This is a genomic window from Serratia sp. DFXYC6 (assembly GCF_057196085.1).
The window spans coordinates 16,309-39,127 of the sequence record NZ_JBXUNV010000006.1; the positions used below are offsets into that span (position 1 = coordinate 16,309).

Genomic DNA, 22,819 nt, shown 5'->3' on the forward strand with positions numbered 1-22,819 from the left:
CTCAGGCCTTGTAAAAAGGTTTATCCCCCAGAATGGTCGCGCGGTGCATGATGCGCCGCTGCGGCAGATAATCCGCGTTGGCGTAGTGCTGCGTCACGCGGTTATCCCAGATCGCCACGTCATTTTCCTGCCAGCGCCAGCGCACCTGAAACTCCGGCTTAGTGATGTGAGCGAACAGGAAATTCAGTAAAGCATCGCTCTCCTTCGGCTCCACATCCACGATCCGCGTGGTGAACCCTTCATTGACGAACAGCGCCTGTCGGCCGCTGACCGGGTGAGTGCGCACCACCGGATGCAGCAGCGGCGGATTTTTCTGCACCGCCAGTTGCCAACGCTGGTGTTCTTCTTCGCTACCGCGATGTTTGTGCTCCGGGAACGACTTGGTGAAGTCATGCTCTGCGCGCAACCCCGCGAGCAGCGTTCTGAACGGCGCCGACAGCGCTTCGTAGGCCGCGATGCCGCTGGCCCACAGCGTATCGCCGCCGGTGGCAGGCAAGGTCTTGGCCGCCAGGATCGCGCCCAGCGGCGGGTTCTCGATAAAGGTCACGTCGGTGTGCCAGTTGTCGTTGTCCGGCGGATTGTCGTCGTGAGTATCGAGCACGATGATCTCTTCCACGTCGGTGGCATGCGGATAGACCGGATGGATATGCAGATCGCCGAAGCGCCCGGCCAGATCGCGCTGCTGCAACGGCGTGATCGGCTGGTTGCGGAAGAACAGCACCTGATGCTTGAGCAACGCATGATAAAGCTGTTCAAACTGGCCGTCGCCCAACGGCCGGGCCAATTCGACGTTTTCCACCAGCGCCCCGATGTAAGGCCCCAGCGGGGTGATATTCAGACGTTCGTTCATTGCTGTACTCCATGCCACGGGGTCAATCGGCGCTGCAGGGCGCGCAGCCCCAGCTCCAACCCAAATGCAATCACCGCAATCACGCCGATGCCGGCCAACACCACGTCGGTCGCCAAAAACTCACCGGCGGATTGCACCATAAATCCCAGGCCGCGCGTGGCGGCGATCAGTTCGGCGGCCACCAGCGTCGACCAGCCGACGCCCAGCCCGATGCGAATGCCGGTCAGGATCTCCGGCAGCGCGCTCGGCAGCACCACGAAACGCAGCACCTGCCAACGCGTGGCGCCCAACGCGCGGGCGGCGCGCACCCGCACCTGCGCCACGCTGCGCACGCCGGCCACGGCGGAGAGCGTCACCGGCGCGAAAATCGCCAGATAAATCAGCAAGATCTTCGAGGTTTCGCCGATGCCGAACCAAATCACCATCAGCGGCAAATACGCCAACGGCGGCACCGGACGATAGATCTCAATCAGCGGATCGAGGATGCCGCGCACCGTGTCGTTCAACCCCATGGCGATGCCCACCGGAATGCCGACGATCACCGCCGCCAGCAGAGCCACCAAAATGCGCCCCAGGCTGGCCGCCAGATGCTGCCATAGCGTGGCGTCCATAAAGCCTTGCGGGCTGGCGATGGTGATCAGCTGATGTAATACCTGCTGCGGCGCCGGTAGGAACAGCGGGCTGATCAGCTGCAGCGCCGTCACGCCCCACCAGACGATCAACACCGTCAACAGCGTGGCGCCGCTCAACCAAACGTTGCGCGGCACGCTGAAACGGCGCGCCGCTTTGCCCTGCGGCTGGGCTGCAGCCTTCAGAGTGGAATGCAGGCTCATAGCAAGGCCTCGCGCTGTTGGAAAACTTTGCCCAGCACGTATTCGCGCTGCGCGATAAATTCAGGATCGGACTTGATGGCGCGGCAGGCTTCGCCGTCGGCATAGCGCTGGCCGAAGTTCAGCGACAGCCGCTCCACCACCTGCCCCGGCCCCGGCGACAGCAGTAACAGTTCACTGGCGAGGAACACCGCCTCTTCGATATCGTGGGTGATCAGCAGCACCTGTTTGCCGGTATCTCGCCAGATGGTCAACAACAACTCCTGCATCTGCTCGCGCGTGAACGCGTCCAGCGCGCCGAACGGCTCATCCAGCAACAGCAGACGCGGATCGGCGGCCAGGGCGCGGGCAATGCCGACGCGTTGGCGCATGCCGCCGGAAAGCTGCCAGATGAAATGCCGCTCGTAACCGGCCAGCCCCACGCGCTGCAGCATCTGCTCCGCCACCTGGCGGCGCTGCGCCTTGCCGACGCCGGCCAGCTGCAGGCCGAACTCAACGTTGTCCACCACGTTACGCCACGGCAGTAAGCCCTCATGCTGGAACACCACGCCCCGTTCGGCGCCCGGGCCGTGAACGGGCGTTCCATCCAGCGTGATGCTGCCAGCTGAAGGCTCGATAAACCCGGCGATCAAATTCAGCAGCGTGGTCTTGCCGCAGCCCGATGGGCCGAGCACCACCACCAGTTGCCCGGCGGCGATCTGGAACGACACGTCACGCAGCGCGGGCCGCCCCTGATACTCTGCTGAAAGATGATTGACGTTTAGCATCCTGCTTCCTTACGACTGCGGCGCAGCCTGCACCTGTTTCACAAAACGGTCGGTGACGTAAGCGCTGTAGTCGCTGTCGACCTGCGGGATCTTGCCCTGCTGCTTGAGGAATTCGGCGGTATCGCGGATTGCCTTGTCCACCGGCTGGCCGAGTTGGGCTACCTGATCGGCCACCGGCAGATATCGGTTCCCCTTCACCAGTTCCGGCACCTGCGCTTCCGGCACGCCGCTCAGGCGCGCCAGCGTGCTGAGATGGCTCGGATCTTTCAGCCACTGTTCCGGTGCCGCCAGGTAGGCCTTTTGCGCCTGCAGGGCGCTGGCGGCAAAGGCGGTTACTACGTCGGGATGTTTCTCTGCGAAGTCTTTGCGCACCACCCACACGTCCAGCGTCGGCGAGCCCCATTCGCCCACCTGCGCGGAGTCGGTCAGCACCTTGCCCTGTTTGGCCAGTTCGTTGACCACCGGCGCCCAGACGTAAGCGCCGTCGATGTCGCCGCGCTGCCAGGCGGCGGCGATGGCCGGCGGCTGCAGATTGAGGATCTTCACCTGTTCAGGCTTGATGCCCCAATGTTTGAGCGAAGCCAGCAGGCTGTAATGGGTGGTGGAAATAAACGGCACCGCAATGCGCTTGCCGATCAGATCCTGCGGGCTTTTGATGTCATTCTTCACCACCAGCGCTTCGGAACTGCCGAGCTGCGAGGCGATGAGGAACACTTCGATGGGGAGTTTCTGGCTGGCGGCCACCGCCAGTGGGCTGGAGCCGATATTGCCGATCTGCACATCGCCGGAGGCCAGCGCGCGCAGCACGCTGGAGCCGCTGTCGAACTTACGCCAGTCGACGGTCGCGCCGGACTGTTTGGCGAAGCTGTTTTCCGCCTGCGCCACCTTGGCCGGCTCCGCCGACGTCTGGTACGCCACGGTCACGTCCACCGCGTAGGCGCTGGCCGCGCTGAGCGACAACGCCAGCAGCGCCGCGTTGCGTAAAGAAAAGAGTTTGCCCGCCATGTTCCGCTCCGTTGATAAAAATCTGTTCAGTTGCTGACAGTTTTATCTGAGCGATGACGGGCGATAAAAGAATAAAAAAGTCTTCTTTATTACCCTAGGTAATATTAAAACGGATCACAGCGCGATCGTCCCGTGCAAGAACACGTGAGCGTAGCCGCCCAGCAGCGTGCGGTCCCCTTGCAGTTCGCAGAACAGCTCGCCGCCGCGCGCCGAAATCTGCCGGGCGTGCAGCCGATGGCGGCCGAGACGCGCCGTCCAGTAGGGCATCAACGTGCAATGCGCGGAGCCGGTCACCGGATCCTCGCCGCCGTCGAGCGTGAAATAGCGCGAAACGAAGTCCACGGTGTCACCCGGCGCGGTGACGATCACTGCGCGGCCGGCCAATGCGATCAGCGCCGGGATGTCCGGCCGCAGCGCGCGCACCTGCGCCTCGTTTTCAAGCACCACCAGCAGCGCTTTCGCCTGCCACACTTCCTGTGGCTGCACGCCCAGCAGCGCCGCGAGGCCTGCCGGTTCGGCGACTTTCTGCGGCGGCCTGGCGGGGAAATCAAGCACCAGCCGCTCCCCGTCCCGCTCATCGCGCTTGACGAACAGCTCGCCGCCGGCCGATCTGAAGCGAATATCCTTCAGCGCCGGGTTAACCGCGCTGAACATCACATGCGCCGCCGCCAGCGTGCCGTGGCCGCAAAGATCGACCTCGCGTTCCGGGGTAAACCAGCGGATGGCGGTCATGTCGCCGTCATCCCAGACAAAGCTGGTTTCCGACAGGCCGATCTCGTTAGCGATCGCCTGCAGCCGCTCCGCCGGCAGCGGCTGCGTCAGCAGGCAGACCCCGGCCGGGTTGCCGCGCAACCCTTCGCCGGTAAAGGCGACCACGTGATAATAGTTTTCCGCCATCGTTCACTCCTTAATGCCAGATCAGTAACACACAGGCTGCAGTCAACAACCCCATGGAAACGTTGAAGATAACCCAGGCCTTTTTACTGCGCAGCAGGCGACCGATCAGGGTGCCGAACGCCAGCCAGATAATGCCGGCGACGATGTTCACCACCACAATGCCCAGCGCGATCGCCGCAATGGAACCGTTGTACTTATCGCCCGCCAGGCTGAAGCTCGCCACCGCCCCCAGCGCCATCAGCCAGGCTTTCGGGTTGAGGAACTGCAGCAGCCAGCCCTGATACAGCCGCACCGGCTGCGGCGGCGCCACGTCGGTTTCCAGCTTTTCATAGGCGGCGGTGGCGACTTTCCACGCCAGCCACAGCAGGTACAGGCTGCCGAGGATTTTCAGGATCAGGTGCAGCGACGGGTAGACCAGGATCAGGCTGCCGACGCCGAACGCCACCAGCAGCAAGATGCTTTGCATGCCGAGCATGATGCCGACCATCAGCCACAGCGATCGCATAAAGCCGAAGTTAGCGCCGGAGGTGGTCAGCAGCAGATTATTGGGGCCAGGCGTGATGGCGGCGACCCACAGGAAGCCCAGCATCGAAAGGAATAAACTCGGTTCCATGGCACGGGTGCTCCTCACCCAAGGCGCTTTTTTGCAGTATCATTGATAATTCTTGGTATTGAAGCTAACAGTGCGCTAGAGATCTCACAATAGCCGCCCACAACATTTTACTCAGCCTATGCCTAACACCTTTCGCCCTCTGACCGGGGCCAGTAACCCGCACCTGCAAACGCTGTTGCCGCGGCTGGTGCGCCGCCGCGTGTTATTGAAACCGCATTGGCAACGGCTGGAATTGCCCGACGGCGATTTCGTCGATCTCGCCTGGAGCGAGGATCCGGCGCAGGCGCGCGACAAACCGCGTGCAGTGCTGTTTCATGGCCTGGAAGGCAGCTTCTACAGCCCCTACGCGCACGGCCTGCTCAACGCCTGGCGCGAGCGCGGCTGGCTCGGGGTGGTGATGCACTTTCGCGGCTGCAGCGGCGTACCCAACCGCAAGCAGCGCATCTACCACTCCGGTGAAACCGAAGACGCGCGCTTCTTTCTGCGCTGGCTGCGCGACAGCTACGGTGAGGTGCCAACCGCGGCGGTAGGCGTTTCGCTCGGCGGCAACATGCTGGCCTGTTATCTGGCGCAGCAAGGCGCCGACAGCCTGCTGCAGGCGGCGGTGGTGGTCTCGGCGCCGCTGATGCTGGAACCCTGCGCCTACCGCATGGAGCAAGGCTTCTCCCGCGTTTATCAGCGCTACCTGCTGGGGCAGCTGAAACAAAACGCCACCCGCAAGCTGTTGCACTACCCGGACACTCTGCCGCTCAAACTGTCACAGCTGAACGGGTTGCGACGCATTCGCGAATTCGACGACGCCATCACCTCGCGCATTCACGGCTTCAGCGACGCCACCGACTATTATCGCCGCTGCAGCGCCCTGCCGCTGTTGCCGTCTATCCAGACGCCGCTGCTGATCATCCATGCGAAGGACGACCCTTTCATGACCCCTGAGGTGATCCCCGACGTCGCCGGCCTGCCGCGCAATATCGAATATCAGCTGACTGAGTTCGGCGGCCACGTCGGCTTCGTCGGCGGCACGCTGAAAAAACCGCACATGTGGCTGGAGCATCGCATTCCGGCCTGGCTTTCCCCTTATCTGGACATTCCGACGTGATTATTCCCTGGCAAGAACTGGCAACCGACACCCTGAACAGCCTGATCGAATCCTTTGTGCTGCGCGAAGGCACCGATTACGGCGAACACGAACGCTCGCTGGAGCAGAAGGTGGAGGACGTGCGCCGCCAGCTGAAAAACGGCGAAGTGGTGCTGGTGTGGTCGGAACTGCATGAGAGCGTCAACATCATGCCGCGCGGCCAATTCCGCGCCGGGCAGGAAGAAATTTAGTGGCGCCCGGTTCTATGACTGACGGAAAAAATCAGGTAACAATGGGGCATTGCAAACCAGCGCGCGCCATTTTTCCTGACATAGAGAGCGTCAACAAGAGCCACAATAATCCCCTGACGCCGGCGCATTCAACACGGAGTGACAACCATCATGTCTGCCAAACATCCCGTTATCGCGGTGACCGGTTCCAGCGGCGCCGGCACCACCACCACCAGCGTGGCGTTCCGTAAAATCTTCCAGCAGCTCAATATCCGCGCCGCCGAACTGGAGGGCGACAGCTTCCACCGCTATACCCGGCCGGAAATGGACGCGGCGATCCGCAAGGCGCGCGATCTGGGCAGACACATCAGCTATTTCGGCCCCGAGGCCAACGACTTCGGCCTGCTGCAGCAGAGCTTTATCGACTACGGCAAAAACGGCACCGGCCGTTCGCGCAAGTACCTGCACACCTACGACGAAGCGGTGCCCTACAATCAGGTACCGGGCACCTTCACCCCGTGGGAGCCGCTGCCGGCGCCGACCGACGTGCTGTTCTACGAGGGGCTGCACGGCGGCGTGGTTACTGAGCACCATGACGTGGCCAAACACGTCGATCTGCTGGTCGGCGTGGTGCCGATCGTCAACCTGGAGTGGATCCAGAAGCTGATCCGCGATACCGGCGAACGCGGCCACTCCCGCGAAGCGGTGATGGATTCGGTGGTGCGCTCGATGGAAGACTACATCAACTACATTACGCCGCAGTTCTCGCGCACCCACATCAACTTCCAGCGCGTGCCGACGGTGGACACCTCCAACCCGTTCGCCGCCAAGGCCATTCCCTCACTGGATGAAAGCTTCGTGGTGATCCACTTCCGCGGCCTGGACCAGATCGACTTCCCCTACTTGCTGGCGATGCTGCAGGGATCGTTTATCTCGCACATCAATACGTTAGTGGTGCCGGGCGGCAAAATGGGGCTGGCGATGGAGCTGATTATGGCGCCGCTGGTGCAACGGTTGCTGGAAGGCAAGAAGATCGAATAAATGCGTTGAGCGCGGCGCCGGCCGCGCTCCGCCTCGATTACGCCGGTTGGCGGATCTCGAAGCTGTGGGTTACCGTGGCGGCCTTGTTGAGCATCAGCGCCACCGAGCAGTATTTCTCCGCCGACAGGTTCACCGCACGTTCGACGATCTTGTCGGTCAGATCCTGGCCGGTCACGATGAAGTGCAGGTTGATATGGGTGAACAACCGCGGGGCTTCTTCGCGGCGCTCGGAGGTCAGCTTCACCTCGCAGTCGCGCACGTCGTTGCGCCCCTTTTGCAAGATGGATACCACGTCGATCGCGCTGCAGCCGCCCACCGACATCAGCACCATCTCCATCGGGCTGGGCGCTTTATCACCGGCGTTGCCGTCCATCAGCACCTGGTGGCCGGAGGCCGATTCACCCAAAAACGTTAACCCTTCCACCCATTTAACTCTTGCCTGCATTCTGGTCACTCCGGTTGATTTCTTAAAATCAGAGTACGCTTTCGCATAGAAACAGGCAACGTAACCTGATGCTAATCATGCTGAAGCGAGACAACACGAGACACCCGCCTTACTCTGTGCTACAAACAGAGCCGCAATAAATCTTTCCGGGACACTGCATTTCAGGGAAACGCCCAGAGAAAGGCTCCTTTACCGGTATGTTAACAGAATGTAGCTTGCAGCGCTTACGGCAAGTTAATATGCTAGAGCGACAGCGTATTTTTATGACACGCCTCAAAACTTGCCGGTAGCCCTCGCTCATAACTGCGGCTACAGGCGGGTTTTACAGGGAACTCTGACCCCTGTGACACAAGGCAGCGATAACAACAGAGGATAACAGCGAATGGTTCTCGGCAAACCGCAAACAGACCCTACTCTCGAATGGTTCCTGTCTCATTGCCATATCCACAAATATCCATCGAAGAGTACGCTGATTCACCAAGGTGAAAAGGCCGAAACGCTTTACTACATCGTGAAAGGCTCCGTCGCGGTGCTGATCAAGGATGAAGAAGGTAAAGAGATGATCCTGTCCTACCTCAACCAGGGGGATTTCATCGGCGAGCTCGGATTGTTCGAAGAAGGCCAGGAGCGCAGCGCCTGGGTTCGCGCGAAAACCGCCTGTGAAGTGGCCGAAATTTCCTACAAGAAATTCCGCCAGCTGATCCAGGTGAACCCGGACATCCTGATGCGTCTGTCCGCCCAAATGGCGAGCCGCCTGCAGGTCACCTCCGAAAAAGTGGGCAACCTCGCCTTCCTGGACGTGACCGGCCGCATCGCGCAAACCCTGCTGAATCTGGCGAAGCAACCTGACGCCATGACTCACCCGGACGGCATGCAGATCAAGATCACCCGTCAGGAGATCGGCCAGATCGTCGGCTGCTCGCGTGAAACCGTTGGCCGTATTCTGAAAATGCTGGAAGATCAAAACCTGATTTCCGCCCACGGCAAAACCATTGTCGTCTACGGCACCCGTTAATCCCCGAAGAAACGGCGCAGTCTGCGCCGTTTTTTTATCTGCTCCCTGCCATGTGGCGCCGCCTGATCTACCACCCGGAAATCAACTACGCACTGCGACAAACGCTGGTGTTGTGCCTGCCGGTGCTGTTCGGCTTGTTGATTGGCCAGCTACAGCTCGGCCTGATGTTCTCTCTGGTGCCCGCCTGCTGCAATATCGCCGGTCTGGACACGCCGCATAAGCGCTTCTTTAAACGGCTGATCGTCGGCGGCACGCTGTTCGCCTTCAGCAGCGTGCTGCTGCAACAGGCACTGCTGTGGCACGTGCCGCTGCCGGCGCTGATGCTGGGCCTGGCGCTGCTGCTCGGCGTCACCGGCGAAATCAGCCCGCTGCACGCCCGGCTGTTGCCGGCGGCGCTGGTGGCCGCCATTTTCGCCCTCAGCACGGCCGGCACGGTACCTCTCTGGCAGGCGCCGCTGCTGTACGCGATCGGCACCGTCTGGTACGGCTTATTCACCTGGTTCTGGTTCAAGCTGTGGAAAGAACAGCCAATGCGCGAGACGCTCAGCCAGCTCTATCTGGAGCTGGCGGACTATTTCGAAGCCAAATACTCGTTGCTGACTCAGCACACCGATCCGCAAACCGCGCTGCCCCCGCTGCTGGTACGCCAACAAAAGGTGATGGATCTGATCAGCCTTTTATACCAACAGCTCAATTTCCTGCCGCACGCCAACAACCTCGAACAAAAGCGCCTGCAGCGCGCCTTTCAGGTGGCGATGGATCTGCAGGAGCACATCACCGTTAGCCTGCATCTGCCGGAGGAGGTGCAAAAACTGGTGGAGCAGAGCCAGGCCGAAGCGATCATTCGCCGCAACGCTCAGGTGATCGCCGGCCGGCTGCGCGTGGTGGCGCACGATATTCTCTACCATCAACATTCGAAGCGCTTCTCCATGAGCCACGAACTGGCGGCGCTGGAAAAAATGGCGGCGCAGCATCCCGATAACCCGGTCGGCCAGTTTTGTTATTACCACTTCAGCCGCATCGCTCGCCTGCTGCGCACCCAGCATCCGCTGTACCGCCGCGACCTGATGCCCGGCCAGCACCGCCTGCCGTTTTGGCCGGCGCTGGCCAGCTACCTGTCGTTCAAATCCACCGCCCTGCGCAACGCCGCACGGCTGGGGGTGACGCTGGCGGTCGGCAGCAGCCTGGGTGCGGTTTTCAACCTGCCGAAGCCTTACTGGATCCTGCTCACCATCATGCTGGTGAGCCAAAACGGGTATAACGCCACCCGGGTGCGTATTCAGCACCGTGCGCTGGGCACGATTGCCGGGCTATTGCTGGCGGCCGGGCTGTTGCAGCTGCAGCTGCCGGAAGGAGAAACGCTGAGCATCATGCTGGTGATCACGCTGCTGGCCTACCTGGTTTCGCGCAAGAACTACGGGCTGTCGGTGATTGGCTTTACGGTCACGGCGGTTTACACCCTGCAGCTGCTGGCGCTGAACGGCTCGCATTTTCTGGTGCCGCGTCTGATCGATACGCTGATAGGCTGCGTGCTGGCGTTCGGCGGCACCATTTGGCTGTGGCCGCAGTGGCAAAGCGGGCTGCTGCGCAAGAATGCCCATCAGGCGCTGGAGAACGATCAAGCCGCGCTGCGGCTGATGCTGAAGCAGCCGGAACCGGATGCCACCGCGTTGGCCTATACCCGCATGCAGGTCAACCAAGCGCACAATGCGCTGTTCACCTCGCTCAATCAGGCGATGCAGGAGCCGGGGTTCGCGTCGAATTATCTGGCGGACATGCGGCTGTGGGTCACTCACAGCCAGTTCATCGTCGAACACCTGAACGCCATGACCATTCTGGCGCGCGAGCACTACATGCTGACGCCGAAACTGGCGGAAGCCTATCTGCAAACCTGTGAAATTGCGCTGCAAAGCTGCCAGCAGCGGTTGGAATACGACGGCCCGAGCAGTGACAACAGCGGCATCATGCAGCCGCCGGATCTGCATCCGGACATGCCCGTCACCGAGATGGAACGTCATTTGCGGCGCATTTTGTCGCACCTGAACGTGATGCATACCATTTCGTCGCTGGCCTGGCGTCAGCGCCCGCACCACGGCATCTGGCTCAAGCGCAAACTGCGCGATCAATAAGGGCGCGGCATGCCGCGCCCCGTTATTCGCCGCACGAGCTTCAGACGTTGATCACATCCTGCACCGCCAGCTCGAACAGCGCCATGCCGGCTTCGATGTCCTGCAGCTCCACCACCAGCGACGGCGCAAAGCGGATCACGTTCGGCCCGGCGTTGAGGATCATCAGCCCACGCGCGGCGGCAGCGGTGAGGAAATCGCGCGCTCTGCCGTGATAATGCGGCGTCAGTTCGGCGCCGATCAGTAACCCCATGCCGCGAATGGCGGTGAAAATACCGTATTTATCGCCGATATCCTGCAAAGCCTGCACATACAGCGCGTGGCGCTGTTCGATGCCGCTCAGCACTTCCGGCGTATTGATCACATCCAACGCCGCCTCCGCCACCGCGCAGGCCAACGGGTTGCCACCGTAGGTGGTGCCGTGAGTGCCCACCTGCATCACCGACGCAATCTCTTCGGTGGTCAGCATGGCGCTGACCGGGAAACCGCCGCCCAACGCCTTGGCGGTGGTGAGAATGTCCGGCGTCACGCCATAATGCATATAGGCGAACAGCTTGCCGCTGCGCCCCATGCCGCTTTGCACTTCGTCGAACACCAGCAGCGCCTGATGTTGGTCGCACAGTTTGCGCACGCCTTTAAGGAAGCCGGCGTCGACCGGCGTAATGCCGCCCTCGCCCTGAATCGGCTCCATCACCACCGCGCAGGTGTGGTCGTCCATCACCGCTTTCACCGCCGCCAGATCGTTGAACGGCACGTGCACGATGTCGGCCGGCTTTGGCCCGAACCCGTCGGAGTATTTGGCCTGCCCGCCCACCGACACGGTGAACAGCGTGCGGCCGTGAAACGCGTTATAGAAGGCGATGATTTTGGTTTTATAGGGGCTGTGGCGGGTGATGGCGTAATGACGCGCCAGTTTGAACGCCGCTTCGTTGGCCTCTGCGCCGGAGTTGGCGAAGAACACCCGATCGGCGAAGGTGGCGTCGATCAGTTTGCTCGCCAGGCGCAGCGCCGGTTCATTGGTAAAGACGTTGCTGGTATGCCACAGAGTCTCACCCTGACGTTTGAGCGCCTCGACCAGCGCCGGATGGCAGTGCCCCAGCGCCGTTACCGCGATGCCGCCGGAAAAATCGATGTACTCTTTTCCCTGCTGATCCCAGACCCGACTGCCTTTGCCGCGCACCGGCACAAACTGGGCGGGTGCATAAACAGGCAGGATAACCTGGTCAAAGGTGCTGCGGCTCACTGCGGATTTTCCAGTCATTTTTTCGGCTCCACCCTGAAGGTTTTTCAGCGCTATCGTAATGTTAGATTGAAAACATAATCACGAAATATGCATAAAAAACCAATCAAGCGCAAACGCAAAACGCCCGACGAGCGAAAAAAACGCATCGGGATTAACGGTTGAGGAAGTTATCCAGCAGCTGATGGCCCTGCTCGCTGAGCACGCTTTCCGGATGGAACTGCACGCCTTCCAGCGCCAAAGTGCGATGGCGGATGCCCATGATCTCGTCGCGCACGCCGTCGCGTTCGCTCCAGGCGGTCACTTCAAAACAGTCCGGCAGCGTATCGGCTTTCAGCACCAGCGAGTGATAGCGGGTCACGGTCAGCGGATCGTTCAGGCCGCGAAACACGCCGACGCCGAGGTGGCGGATGGCCGACGTTTTGCCGTGCATCACCGCGCGGGCGCGCACCACCTCGGCGCCGAACGCCTGCCCCAGCGCCTGGTGCCCCAGGCACACGCCGAGGATCGGCAGCTTGCCGGCGAAATGACGAATGGCGGCCAGCGAGATACCCGCTTCGTTCGGGGTGCAGGGGCCGGGGGAAATCACCAGATGCTGCGGCGCCAGCCGCTCGATATCGGCCAGCTGCAGCTCATCGTTGCGCTTCACCACCACCTCGGCGCCCAACTCGCAGAAGTACTGGTAAAGGTTATAGGTAAAGGAGTCGTAGTTATCGATCAGCAGCAGCATGTCAGGTCCGGCAGAGAAAAACGCCGCCATAGTTTACTGATTTAACCCGCCGCTGCCGACGATAATTTCCGCTTACTTTTTACGGCCGCCGGTGATCGAGCCCAGCACGCCGCGCAGGATCTGGCGGCCGAGATCGCGCGCCATGCTCTTGGCGGCGGTCTGGACGATGCCGTCGCGTTTGCCGCCGCGCGGGCCGGTGGAACCGAACAACAGCTCGTTCAAACCATCCATCAGGCCGCCGCCCGCCTGCTGTTGTTGCTGTTGCGTCTGCGGTTGTTGCCCCTGCTGCGGGGTGCCGATGGTGGCGAAGCCACCCGACGACAGCTTCTCGTAGGCGGACTCGCGGTCAATCATGTCCTCATAGCGGCCATACAGCGGCGACTTGTTGATCGCGCTGTTCAGCCCTTCCGCGCCGAGCATGCCCATTTTGGATTCCGGCGCGATGACCATCGCCCGCTCCACCACGTTCGGCCGGCCCTTCTCGTCGAGGAACGACACCAGCGCTTCGCCCACGCCCAGCTCGGTGATCGCCGTTTCGGCATCGAAGGCCGGGTTGGCGCGCAGGGTTTGCGCCGCCGTCTTCACTGCCTTCTGATCGCGCGGGGTAAAGGCGCGCAGCGCATGCTGCACGCGGTTGCCCAACTGGCCCAGTACGCTGTCCGGGATGTCCAGCGGGTTCTGCGTGACGAAGTAAATGCCGACGCCTTTGGAGCGGATCAGACGCACCACCTGTTCAATCTTGGTCAGCAGCGCCGCCGGCGCATCGTTGAACAGCAGGTGCGCCTCATCGAAGAAGAACACCAGCTTCGGCTGTTCAGGGTCGCCCACTTCCGGCAGGTGCTCAAACAGCTCGGCCAGCAGCCACAGCAGGAACACCGAATACAGCTTCGGCTGATTGATCAGCTTGTCCGCCGCCAGCAGATTGATCACGCCGTGGCCGTTGGCGTCGGTTTTCATCAGATCGTTGATGTCCAGCATCGGCTCGCCGAAGAACTGATTGGCCCCCTGCTCTTCCAGCGTCAACAACCCGCGCTGAATGGCGCCGATAGAGGCGGCAGAGATATTGCCGTACTGGGTTTGGAATTGTTTGGCGTTGTCGCCGACGAACTGCACCATGGCGCGCAGGTCTTTCATGTCCAGCAGCAGCAGCGCATTGTCATCGGCGATTTTGAACACCAGCTGCAGCACGCCGCTTTGCACCTCGTTCAAATCCAACAGGCGCCCCAGCAGCAACGGCCCGAGATCGGAAATGGTGGCGCGGATCGGGTGGCCTTTTTCACCGTAAATATCCCACGGGATAATGGTGCAGGCCTGCGGTTGCCAGTCGGTGACGCCAATCGCCGCCAGGCGCGCCTGCAGTTTTTCGGAAGGCACGCCCTCGGCGCCGATGCCGGACAGATCGCCCTTCACGTCCGAGAGGAACACCGGCACGCCGATGCGTGAGAACTGTTCGGCCATTTTCTGCAGCGTCACCGTCTTGCCGGTGCCGGTTGCCCCGGTGATCAAGCCGTGGCGGTTGGCCAACGCCGGCAAAATCACCAGATCCTGTTCCGGTTTTCCGTCTTTCATCGCTTTGGCGATAATCCGTGGTTCACTCATTTTCTGTTCCTTTGACGCTGACGCGGCGCGAAACGCGCCTGTTGATGCAATAAAGCTATAAGCGCCGCGTAACCCCGTCAAGGACAAACAAAAAGGGCACCGTCGGGGCCTGATGAATTCAGATTGCGCTTAGCGTCAGAGCGTCTTTGCTTGAACAATAAAGCACCAGTGTTATAGTGAGCATTACGCTGTATATACGAGGTAAATACCATGTCTGAATCTACCGTGGTAATCCGCGTGGATGACGAGTTAAAAACCGCTTTCGCCAGCGCGGCAAAGGCCGCCGATCGCACGGCTTCGCAACTGCTGCGCGATTTCATGCGCGAGTTTGTCAGCCGCCAGGCGCAGCAGGAAGAGTACGACCAGTGGTTAAAGGAAAAGGTCGAGGTGAGCCGCAAGGCGTTGCGTGAAGGCAAGTTCGCCGACGATGAAGAGGTGGCTGCTTATTTCGCCGAACGCAGAGCTAAATCAACGCAATAAAACACAAAAGGACTTTTGTGAAACTGACATGGACGGTACCCGCCATCGCCGATCGTCTGGCGATTTATGAATGGTTGGAACTTAAAAATCCGGCCGCCGCCGCAGAAAATGATGCAAAAATCGCTGACGCGGCGGCACGCCTCGTGCATCATCCCACCAGCGGGAAAACGGGTCGGATAGCCGGCACGCGCGAGCTGGTCATCTCCCCGTCCTATCTGTTGGTCTATGAATTGGCGGCTCAACGCGTCATCATATTGGCCATCGTGCATACTCGCCGCCGGTGGCCGCCGGCATAGTCACCCCCGCAGCCCCAGTTGCTCCTTCAGCGCCTTCAAATAGCGCCGGCTGACCGGCACCGGATCGCCTGCCGACATGATCATCTCTGCCGCACCGCCCTCTTCGAAGCGGATCTCGCGCACCTGCTCCAGGTTGACCAGATACTGCCGATGGCAGCGCACCAGCGGCGTACGGCTTTCCAGCGTGCGCAGCGTCAATTCGGTGAAACACTCCATGCCGTCGCTGCGCACCACGAATACCCCGCTCAGCTTGGAACGGATCGCCAGCACTTCATCGAACCGCAGCAGATAGATGCGGCTGTGGCCGGTGCAGGGAATGTATTTCAGGTAGCCGGCGCTCTCATCCAGCGCCGTCACGTCTTGCGGCGCACTGCGCTGCCGCAGGCGTTGCAGCGTCTTGCTCAACCGCGTCGGCTCCGCCGGCTTCAGCAGATAGTCGAAGGCGTGCTCCTCAAATGCCTGCACCGCGTATTCGTCGTAGGCGGTCAGAAACACGATGTGCGGCATACGGTTGGGATCCAGCATGCCGACCATTTCCAGCCCGCTGATGCGTGGCATCTGGATATCGAGAAACACCACGTCCGGCTGCAGCCGATGGATCTGGCTGATGGCTTCGATGGCGTTGGCGCACTCGCCGATAATCGAGATCCCCGCTTCAGCTTCCAGCAGGTGGCGCAGGTTGTCGCGCGCGGAAGGTTCATCGTCAACAATCAGTGCGTTTAACATCAGGCTGCCCTCTCCATAGGGACATTAAGCGTAATGCGGGTGTAGGCGTCCGGCCGGCAATCCACCTGCACGCCATAGCCTTCGCCGTAGCGCACGCGAATGCGTTTATCCACCAGGTTCATCCCCAGACCGCTGCAGTTCGGTTTCGGCTGGAACAGCCCGGCGTTGTCCGTCACCTGCAGCAGCAGATGCTCGCCTTCGCAGCAGGCGCCGATTTCGATGCGGCCTACGCCCAACAGATGCGAGGTGCCGTGCTTGATGGCATTCTCGACGATCGGCTGCAGCGAAAACGCCGGCAGCCGCGCCGCCAGCAGCGCCTCGGGCAGCGATACCGCAATCTCCAGCCGATCGGCGAAGCGCGCTTTCTCTATCTGCAGGTAGGCGTTCACATGTTCAATTTCGTCCGCCAGGCTGACTTCGTCATCCGAGCGCTTGAGGTTTTTACGAAAGAAGGTCGAGAGGGACTGCACCAGATCGCAGGCGCGCTCGCCATCGCGACGGATCACCGCCACCAGGGTATTCAAGGCATTGAACAGGAAATGCGGATTGACCTGCGCATGCAGCAGCTTGATCTCCGACTGCGCCAGCAGCTGCTTGTGGCGCTCGTACTGTCCGGCCATGATCTGCGCCGACAGCAGGCTGGCGATGCCTTCGCCCAGCGTACGGTTGATGGTGCTGAACAGCTGGCTTTTCGGTTCATACAGCTTGATGGTGCCGATGACCCGCTGGTTTTCGCCGCGCAGCGGGATCACCAGCGTCGATCCCAGCTTGCAGGCCGGATTGATCGAGCAGCAGTAAGAGAGCTGATTGCCGTCGGCATAGACCACCTCGTTGTTGTCGATGGCGCGGTGCGAATGCACCGAGGCGATCGGCGTGCCCGGCAGGTGGTGATCGTCACCAATGCCGATAAACGCCAACAGCTTGTCGCGATCGGTGATCGCCACCGCGCCGATGCCTAGCTCCTGATAAATCACCCGGGCGACCTTCATGCTGTTTTCCTGATCGAAGCCCTGCCGCAGGATGCCCTCGGTGCGCTCGGCGATTTTCAGCGCCTTGGAAGAGAAAGCGCTGGTGTATTTCTCGAACATGGCGCGCCTGTCCAGCAGGATTTGCATAAACATCGCCGCGCCGACGGTATTGGCGATCATCATCGGCAGCGCGATGTGTTCCACCAGCTGCAACGCCTCGTTATAAGGGCGCGCCACCGCCAGAATGATCGCCATCTGCAGCACTTCCGCCACCAGCGCCACGCCGCCGACGAACAGCGGATTGAACAGCAGCTCGATGCGCCCCCGGCGCATGGCGATGCTGTGTACGATGCCGCCGACCAGCCCTTCGGACACCGTGGAGATCGCGCAGGCCACGTCGGTCATGCCGCCGAGCGTATACCGGTGCAGGCCGCCGGTCAGCCCGACCAGAAAGCCCACCGACGGCCCGCCCAGCAGCCCGCCCAGAACCGCGCCTATCGCTCGGGTGTTGGCGATCGAATCCTGAATATGCAGCCCGAAATAGGTGCCCATGATGCAGAACACCGAGAAGATCACGTAGCACAGCAGCTTGTGCGGCAAGCGAATGGTCACCTGCATCAGCGGAATGAACAGCGGGGTTTTGCTCAGCAGATAGGCGATAACGAGATAGACGCACATCTGCTGCAACAGCAACAGCACCTGGTTAAATTCATACATGGCAGCAACTCATCCAGAGACAACAAAGGGCGAACGCCGGATTTCCGGTCTGGTTATTGTCTGCCGATTAGAGCATGGGGCGCGGGAGAAAACAGTGATGAAGGCAAGGCTTCGGGAGGAAGGACGGCCGACCCCGGCGGGATCGGCCAAAAAATTTACGGCAGCACCTTGGCCGACAGAATCACCACCGGCTTGGTCGGCACATTCTGGTAAGGGCCGACGTTGCCGGTCGGCACCTGAGCGATCTTGTCCACCACATCCATGCCTTTCACCACTTTGCCGAACACCGCGTAGCCGAAGTCGCGCTGGCCGTGATCCAGGAAGGCGTTATCCGCCACGTTCAGGAAGAACTGGCTGGTGGCGCTGTCCTTGTCGGCGGTGCGCGCCATCGAGATGGTGCCGCGCAGGTTGCGCAGGCCGTTGTCGGCTTCGTTCTTGATCGGCGCCTTGGTGGATTTTTGCTGCATGTCAGCGGTGAAACCGCCGCCCTGGATCATGAAGCCCGGGATCACACGGTGGAAAATGGTGTTGTTGTAGTACCCGCTGTTCACGTAATCGACGAAGTTCTGGGTGGAAACCGGTGCCTTCTGGCTGTCGAGCGCCAATTCGATATTCCCCGCCGAGGTCGTCAGCATGACATGGGTCTCACCGGCGGCGAGTGCGGCTGGTGCCACTGCGGACAGGGAACACAGCGCGACGAAGGTCACTAAAGTACGTTTGAACATTAACGGGTCCTTTCTCTGAGAGACAAACAACGGAAAAGCGCTTTGATTCTAAAGAGCTGTATCGGCAAGTGCCAGCCATTTACCTATATTTACCCAATTACGGGACATATCCTAGGCGGCCCTGAATTTTGCTGCGGAAAGTATGGGCGCAGAAGGCTTTTTTGCCAACCGCATCACGCATTTTTTGCCCCGTGCCGCCCTGGGGCGGTTTTTGCGATCTGCCTCCCAGTTTGCACACGCATTGTCGTTACTCTATATAAATGAGAGCGCTCTCATTATAAAAAGAACGGATATTGAAGCATCCCACGGCGGCATCGCCGCGCAACCCCTGGAGAAATGACGTGAGTGAATTGATGACTGAAGTCAGCCCCGAGTTTGAAAGCACCATCATGGAACTGCTGGTGTTCTCCGGCAGCGCGCGCAGCAATGCGTTGATGGCGTTGCGACAAGCGCGCGCCGGCGACTTCGCCGCCGCGGCCAAACACATGGCCGAATCCAAAGAGTGGGTGAAGAAAGCGCACCTGATCCAGACCGAGCTGATCGGCCTGGACGAAGGCTGCGGCAAGCTGGCGATCAATCTGATCACCGTGCATGCGCAGGATCATCTGATGAACGCCATGGTGATCCAGGATCTGGCCGACGACATGATCGAGCTCTATCGCCGTCAGTCGCTGACGGAGGGCCGCCCATGAGCACGCTCAAAATCGCCGTGATCGGCGGCGGCAGCAGCTACACTCCCGAGCTGGTCGATGGGCTGATCCAGCGCATCGAGGAGCTGCCGGTCACCGAACTGGCGCTGGTGGACGTTGAGCCAGGCCGGCAAAAAGTGGAAACCATCGCCGCCCTGACGCGCCGCATGCTGGCGCGCCACGGGCTGGAACAGGTGAAGGTCAGCGTGCACTTCACGCTGGACGAGGCGATTCGCGGCGCCGCTTTCGTGCTGACCCAGTTCCGCGTCGGGCAACTGCCGGCGCGCGCCGCCGACGAACGGCTGGGCCTCAAATACCAGCTGCTCGGCCAGGAGACCACCGGCGTCGGCGGCTTCGCCAAAGCGCTGCGCACCATTCCGGTGATGCTGGATATTGCCCGCCGGGTGGAAAAGCTGGCGCCGGACGCCTGGATAATCAACTTCACCAACCCGGCCGGTATCGTCACCGAGGCGGTGTCTCGCTTTACCAAAGCGAAGATCATCGGCCTGTGCAACGTGCCGATCAGCATGCATCACATGATCGCCAACATGCTGCAGGCGCCTTACGCCGACGTGCAGCTGCAGTTCGCCGGCCTGAACCACATGGTCTGGGTGCATCAGGTCACGCAGCAGGGGCGCGACGTCACCGCCAAGGTGATCGACATGCTGTGCGACGGCGCGGCGCTGACCATGAACAACATCAAGGAAGAGCCCTGGCAGCCGGACTTCCTGCGCGCGCTCGGCGCGATCCCATGCCCGTACCACCGCTATTTTTACCAGACCCGTGAGATGCTGGCGGAAGAGATGGCCGCCGCCGGCGAGCGCGGCACCCGCGCCGAACAGGTGATGCAGGTGGAGAAAGAGCTGTTCGAGCTGTATGCCGATCCGCAGTTGAACAGTAAGCCGGAACAGCTCAGCTTCCGCGGCGGTTCTTTCTATTCCGAGGTTGCGCTGGAGCTGATTCGTGCTATCCATAATAATCTCGGCACGCAATTAGTGGTCAACACCGCAAACCGCGGCGCAATCCATGGCCTGCCGGACGATGCTGTGATAGAAATCAACTGTATCGTCGATGCCCAAGGCGCGCATCCGCTGACGTTCGGCCCGCTGTCGGAGCCGATGCAGGCGCTGACGCAGCAGGTGAAAGCCTACGAACGCCTGACCATCGAGGCCGCGGTGCACGGCGATCGCCGCAGCGGCTTGCTGGCGCTGATCGCCAACCCGCTGGTGGGCAATGCCAATCTGGCGCAGCCGTTGCTGGACGAGGTGTTGACGATAAACGCGCCGTATTTGCCGCAGTTCAGGTAAGCGCCTGCGCGCGGTATGACAGGGGTTCGGCGCGCCGAACCCATTTTTTTAGCCGTAATCAGGAGTTGGACGATGGTGACACTGGAAGATGTCGCGGCGCTGGCGGGCGTATCGCGCGCCACCGTATCGCGGGTAGTGAACGGCGACAGCAACGTCAAGGCGCCGACCCGCGAGAAGGTTGAACGCGCCGTCGCCCAGCTCGGTTACACCCCCAATCCGGCGGCCCGCGCGCTCGCCTCCAGCCACAGTAATACCCTCGGGCTGGTGACCACGTCGTATCGCGGCGGCTTCTTCGGCGCGCTGATGGACTTCGTGCAAACCGAGGCCGAATCCCACGGCAAGCAGCTGCTAGTGACCCAGGGCCGCAACAGCGCCGAAAACGAATGGCAGGCGGTGCAGCGGCTGTTCAGCCTGCGCTGCGACGGCGTGATCCTGCACGTGCGTTTTCTCAGCGACGATCGGCTGCGCCAGCTGGCGGCGGAGCAACGTCATTTCGTGTTGCTCGATCGTCTGGTGCCGGGGCTGGAAGACCGCTGCGTCACCTTCGATCATCCGCTCGCCAGCCGCATGGCGACCCAGCAACTGCTCGATGCCGGGCACCGGCGCATCGCCTGCATCAGCGGGCCGCGCGAGCGCCCGTCGAGCCGCCTGCGGTTGCAAGGGTTTGAAGAGGCGATGCAGGCGGCGAATATCGAGCCGGTGGCCTGTCTGGAGGGCGTTTACGATCTGGAAAGCGGTTACCGCTGCGCCGATCGCCTGCTGCAGCAAGCCGCACGGCCCAGCGCCATCTACTGCTGCAACGAAGAGATGGCGATCGGCGCGCTGCTGGCGATCAACGAGCACCGCCTGCGGGTGCCGCAGGATATCTCCTTGATCTGTTACGACAGCGGCGAACGCGCGCCTTTTGTACGCCCGGCGTTGAGCAGCGTACATTTTCCCATCAGCGAGATGGCCCAATACGCGGCGCGCAGGCTGATCGACCCCACCACCCCGGCGCACCCATTTGAGCCGACGATCGTCAACCGTGATTCCATTGTGACGGTACGCAAATAGATCACAATAATGCGTACCCTCCCTTCATAGGTTGCATCAAAAAATCGACAACCATCACAAAAAATCCCGTTGTCTGTGCTAGGATCCGCCCCCTGGTGGCCTGATCGGGACTTTTTTCTGCGTTTGCCAGGAAAAGCCAGCGGCCTTATGCCAGCGTTAAAACCTCTAACAGACATATTCAGGCCTATACAATGAATGACAGTAACCGCATACGGCTTACCTGGATCAGCTTCTTTTCGTACGCGCTGACCGGTGCTTTAGTGATCGTCACAGGGATGGTGATGGGAAACATTGCAGAGTACTTTAATCTGCCGGTTTCCAGCATGAGTAACACCTTTACTTTCCTCAACGCCGGTATTTTGATTTCGATCTTCCTCAATGCCTGGCTGATGGAAATCATCCCGCTGAAGCGTCAGCTGATCTTCGGCTTTGTCCTGATGGTGCTGGCGGTGGCGGGGCTGATGCTCGGCAAGAGCCTGACCATGTTCTCGCTGTGCATGTTTATCCTTGGCGTGGTTAGCGGTATCACCATGTCGATCGGCACCTTCCTGATCACCCACATGTATGCCGGCCGCCAGCGCGGTTCGCGCCTGTTGTTCACCGATTCCTTCTTCAGCATGGCCGGGATGATCTTCCCGATCGTCGCCGCGATGCTGCTGGCTCGCCATATCGGCTGGTACTGGGTTTACGCCTGCATCGGCCTGCTGTACGTGGCGATCTTCGTGCTGACCCTGTGCTCCGAATTCCCGGTGCTGGGCAAGAAAGGCGCCGATGCCGGTCAACCGGTCGAGAAAGAAAAATGGGGCATCGGCGTGCTGTTCCTGTCGATCGCCGCGCTGTGCTACATCCTCGGCCAGCTGGGCTTCATTCAGTGGGTGCCTGAGTACGCCACCAAGTCGTTCAACATGGACATCGGCCAGGCCGGTAAACTGGTGAGCGACTTCTGGACCTCTTACATGGTCGGCATGTGGGTGTTCAGCTTCATCCTGCGCTTCTTCGATCTGCAGCGCATCGTTACCGTACTGGCCGCGCTGGCTACCGGCGCGATGTACCTGTTCGTCAGCACCGACAATCCGGAACACCTGGGCTACTACATCATGGCTCTGGGCTTCGTTTCCAGCGCCATCTACACCACGCTGATCACCCTCGGCTCGCTGCAGACCAAGGTCTCCTCGCCGAAGCTGGTCAACTTTATCCTGACCTGCGGCACCATCGGCACCATGCTGACCTTCGTGGTCACCGGCCCGATCGTGGCGAAAGGCGGCGCGCACGCGGCGCTGACCACCGCCAACGGCCTGTACCTGGCGGTATTCGTGATGTGTCTGCTGCTGGGCTTCGTGACCAAGCACCGCAGCCACGGTCACGTGACGCACTGATTTCTTCGCATCAAAT

General features: G+C 60.9%; 24 protein-coding genes. 11 read left to right on the plus strand and 13 right to left on the minus strand.

Going from position 1 to position 22,819, the window contains the following annotated elements:
- Position 1 precedes the first annotated feature (1 nt).
- The 6 genes from tauD to AC2CGQ_RS22565 all read right to left on the minus strand — a co-directional run bounded on the left by tauD (position 2) and on the right by AC2CGQ_RS22565 (position 4,962).
- A complete protein-coding gene (gene tauD, locus AC2CGQ_RS22540; RefSeq protein WP_015379277.1) occupies positions 2–850 on the minus strand; it encodes a taurine dioxygenase in 849 nt (282 codons plus the stop codon).
- Positions 847–1,683, minus strand: a complete 837-nt coding sequence (gene tauC, locus AC2CGQ_RS22545) for a taurine ABC transporter permease TauC (protein ID WP_033631937.1) — start codon at positions 1,681–1,683, stop codon at positions 847–849. The genes tauD and tauC overlap by 4 nt, the downstream gene beginning before the upstream one ends.
- Positions 1,680–2,447 carry a taurine ABC transporter ATP-binding subunit gene (tauB, locus tag AC2CGQ_RS22550; RefSeq protein WP_015379279.1) on the minus strand — a complete coding sequence of 256 codons (768 nt, stop codon included), beginning with the start codon at positions 2,445–2,447 and terminating at the stop codon, positions 1,680–1,682. The genes tauC and tauB overlap by 4 nt, the downstream gene beginning before the upstream one ends.
- Before the next feature lie 9 nt (positions 2,448–2,456).
- A complete protein-coding gene (gene tauA, locus AC2CGQ_RS22555; RefSeq protein WP_004930383.1) occupies positions 2,457–3,452 on the minus strand; it encodes a taurine ABC transporter substrate-binding protein in 996 nt (331 codons plus the stop codon).
- A 114-nt stretch (positions 3,453–3,566) separates the two neighbouring features.
- The gene (locus tag AC2CGQ_RS22560; RefSeq protein WP_015379280.1) at positions 3,567–4,349 is read right to left on the minus strand and encodes a PhzF family phenazine biosynthesis protein; all 783 of its coding nucleotides are present in this window, start codon (positions 4,347–4,349) and stop codon (positions 3,567–3,569) included.
- A gap of 10 nt (positions 4,350–4,359) precedes the next feature.
- Entirely contained in the window at positions 4,360–4,962 is a 603-nt protein-coding gene (locus AC2CGQ_RS22565; RefSeq protein ID WP_015379281.1) for a LysE family translocator, read from the minus strand.
- Between the two features lie 118 nt (positions 4,963–5,080).
- Here AC2CGQ_RS22565 and AC2CGQ_RS22570 point away from each other — a divergent pair, with 118 nt between their 5' ends.
- From AC2CGQ_RS22570 to AC2CGQ_RS22580, 3 genes are all read left to right on the plus strand, one after another.
- Positions 5,081–6,061, plus strand: a complete 981-nt coding sequence (locus AC2CGQ_RS22570; protein WP_015379282.1) for a hydrolase — start codon at positions 5,081–5,083, stop codon at positions 6,059–6,061.
- A complete protein-coding gene (locus tag AC2CGQ_RS22575) occupies positions 6,058–6,291 on the plus strand; it encodes a YheU family protein (protein ID WP_004930376.1) in 234 nt (77 codons plus the stop codon). The genes AC2CGQ_RS22570 and AC2CGQ_RS22575 overlap by 4 nt, the downstream gene beginning before the upstream one ends.
- 150 nt (positions 6,292–6,441) lie before the next feature.
- On the plus strand, positions 6,442–7,311 hold the full coding sequence (locus tag AC2CGQ_RS22580) for a phosphoribulokinase (RefSeq protein ID WP_004930374.1): 870 nt from the start codon (positions 6,442–6,444) through the stop codon (positions 7,309–7,311).
- Between the two features lie 37 nt (positions 7,312–7,348).
- Here the strand turns inward: AC2CGQ_RS22580 and AC2CGQ_RS22585 are convergent, their stop codons facing one another.
- Positions 7,349–7,756: an OsmC family protein gene (locus tag AC2CGQ_RS22585; protein WP_004930372.1), complete on the minus strand. Its 408-nt coding sequence runs from the start codon at positions 7,754–7,756 to the stop codon at positions 7,349–7,351.
- A gap of 382 nt (positions 7,757–8,138) precedes the next feature.
- Here AC2CGQ_RS22585 and crp point away from each other — a divergent pair, with 382 nt between their 5' ends.
- Both crp and AC2CGQ_RS22595 read left to right on the plus strand, forming a co-directional pair.
- Positions 8,139–8,771: a cAMP-activated global transcriptional regulator CRP gene (gene crp, locus AC2CGQ_RS22590; RefSeq protein WP_004090925.1), complete on the plus strand. Its 633-nt coding sequence runs from the start codon at positions 8,139–8,141 to the stop codon at positions 8,769–8,771.
- Between the two features lie 50 nt (positions 8,772–8,821).
- Entirely contained in the window at positions 8,822–10,900 is a 2,079-nt protein-coding gene (locus AC2CGQ_RS22595; RefSeq protein WP_088381972.1) for a YccS/YhfK family putative transporter, read from the plus strand.
- Between the two features lie 40 nt (positions 10,901–10,940).
- On the opposite strand, the gene argD is transcribed toward AC2CGQ_RS22595, so the two are convergent.
- The 3 genes from argD to AC2CGQ_RS22610 all read right to left on the minus strand — a co-directional run bounded on the left by argD (position 10,941) and on the right by AC2CGQ_RS22610 (position 14,466).
- Positions 10,941–12,158, minus strand: a complete 1,218-nt coding sequence (argD, locus tag AC2CGQ_RS22600; RefSeq protein ID WP_088381973.1) for a bifunctional acetylornithine/succinyldiaminopimelate transaminase — start codon at positions 12,156–12,158, stop codon at positions 10,941–10,943.
- A 133-nt stretch (positions 12,159–12,291) separates the two neighbouring features.
- Complete coding sequence (locus tag AC2CGQ_RS22605; RefSeq protein ID WP_076741292.1) at positions 12,292–12,867, minus strand: aminodeoxychorismate synthase component II; 576 nt, start codon at positions 12,865–12,867, stop codon at positions 12,292–12,294.
- A 72-nt stretch (positions 12,868–12,939) separates the two neighbouring features.
- Positions 12,940–14,466: a helicase HerA-like domain-containing protein gene (locus AC2CGQ_RS22610; protein ID WP_004930359.1), complete on the minus strand. Its 1,527-nt coding sequence runs from the start codon at positions 14,464–14,466 to the stop codon at positions 12,940–12,942.
- Positions 14,467–14,676: 210 nt separating this feature from the next.
- Between AC2CGQ_RS22610 and AC2CGQ_RS22615 the strand changes: the two genes are divergently transcribed.
- Both AC2CGQ_RS22615 and AC2CGQ_RS22620 read left to right on the plus strand, forming a co-directional pair.
- A complete protein-coding gene (locus AC2CGQ_RS22615) occupies positions 14,677–14,946 on the plus strand; it encodes a hypothetical protein (protein ID WP_004930356.1) in 270 nt (89 codons plus the stop codon).
- Between the two features lie 17 nt (positions 14,947–14,963).
- Complete coding sequence (locus AC2CGQ_RS22620) at positions 14,964–15,242, plus strand: type II toxin-antitoxin system RelE/ParE family toxin (RefSeq protein ID WP_015379287.1); 279 nt, start codon at positions 14,964–14,966, stop codon at positions 15,240–15,242.
- Here AC2CGQ_RS22620 and btsR read toward each other — a convergent pair whose 3' ends face one another.
- The 3 genes from btsR to ppiA form a co-directional block, all read right to left on the minus strand.
- Positions 15,243–15,968: a two-component system response regulator BtsR gene (gene btsR, locus AC2CGQ_RS22625; RefSeq protein WP_004930351.1), complete on the minus strand. Its 726-nt coding sequence runs from the start codon at positions 15,966–15,968 to the stop codon at positions 15,243–15,245.
- The gene (locus AC2CGQ_RS22630; protein ID WP_004930349.1) at positions 15,968–17,653 is read right to left on the minus strand and encodes a sensor histidine kinase; all 1,686 of its coding nucleotides are present in this window, start codon (positions 17,651–17,653) and stop codon (positions 15,968–15,970) included. The genes btsR and AC2CGQ_RS22630 overlap by 1 nt, the downstream gene beginning before the upstream one ends.
- Before the next feature lie 155 nt (positions 17,654–17,808).
- The gene (ppiA, locus tag AC2CGQ_RS22635) at positions 17,809–18,378 is read right to left on the minus strand and encodes a peptidylprolyl isomerase A (protein ID WP_015379288.1); all 570 of its coding nucleotides are present in this window, start codon (positions 18,376–18,378) and stop codon (positions 17,809–17,811) included.
- A 353-nt stretch (positions 18,379–18,731) separates the two neighbouring features.
- Between ppiA and AC2CGQ_RS22640 the strand changes: the two genes are divergently transcribed.
- The 4 genes from AC2CGQ_RS22640 to tsgA all read left to right on the plus strand — a co-directional run bounded on the left by AC2CGQ_RS22640 (position 18,732) and on the right by tsgA (position 22,803).
- On the plus strand, positions 18,732–19,070 hold the full coding sequence (locus tag AC2CGQ_RS22640) for a PTS lactose/cellobiose transporter subunit IIA (protein ID WP_004930342.1): 339 nt from the start codon (positions 18,732–18,734) through the stop codon (positions 19,068–19,070).
- The gene (locus AC2CGQ_RS22645; protein WP_075684673.1) at positions 19,067–20,374 is read left to right on the plus strand and encodes a 6-phospho-beta-glucosidase; all 1,308 of its coding nucleotides are present in this window, start codon (positions 19,067–19,069) and stop codon (positions 20,372–20,374) included. Before AC2CGQ_RS22640 ends, AC2CGQ_RS22645 begins: the two co-directional genes overlap by 4 nt.
- 72 nt (positions 20,375–20,446) lie before the next feature.
- Positions 20,447–21,427 (plus strand): LacI family DNA-binding transcriptional regulator, encoded by a 981-nt coding sequence (locus AC2CGQ_RS22650; protein WP_076741268.1) that lies wholly within the window; start codon positions 20,447–20,449, stop codon positions 21,425–21,427.
- Positions 21,428–21,618: 191 nt separating this feature from the next.
- Complete coding sequence (gene tsgA, locus AC2CGQ_RS22655; RefSeq protein ID WP_004930336.1) at positions 21,619–22,803, plus strand: MFS transporter TsgA; 1,185 nt, start codon at positions 21,619–21,621, stop codon at positions 22,801–22,803.
- Positions 22,804–22,819: the final 16 nt, after the last annotated feature.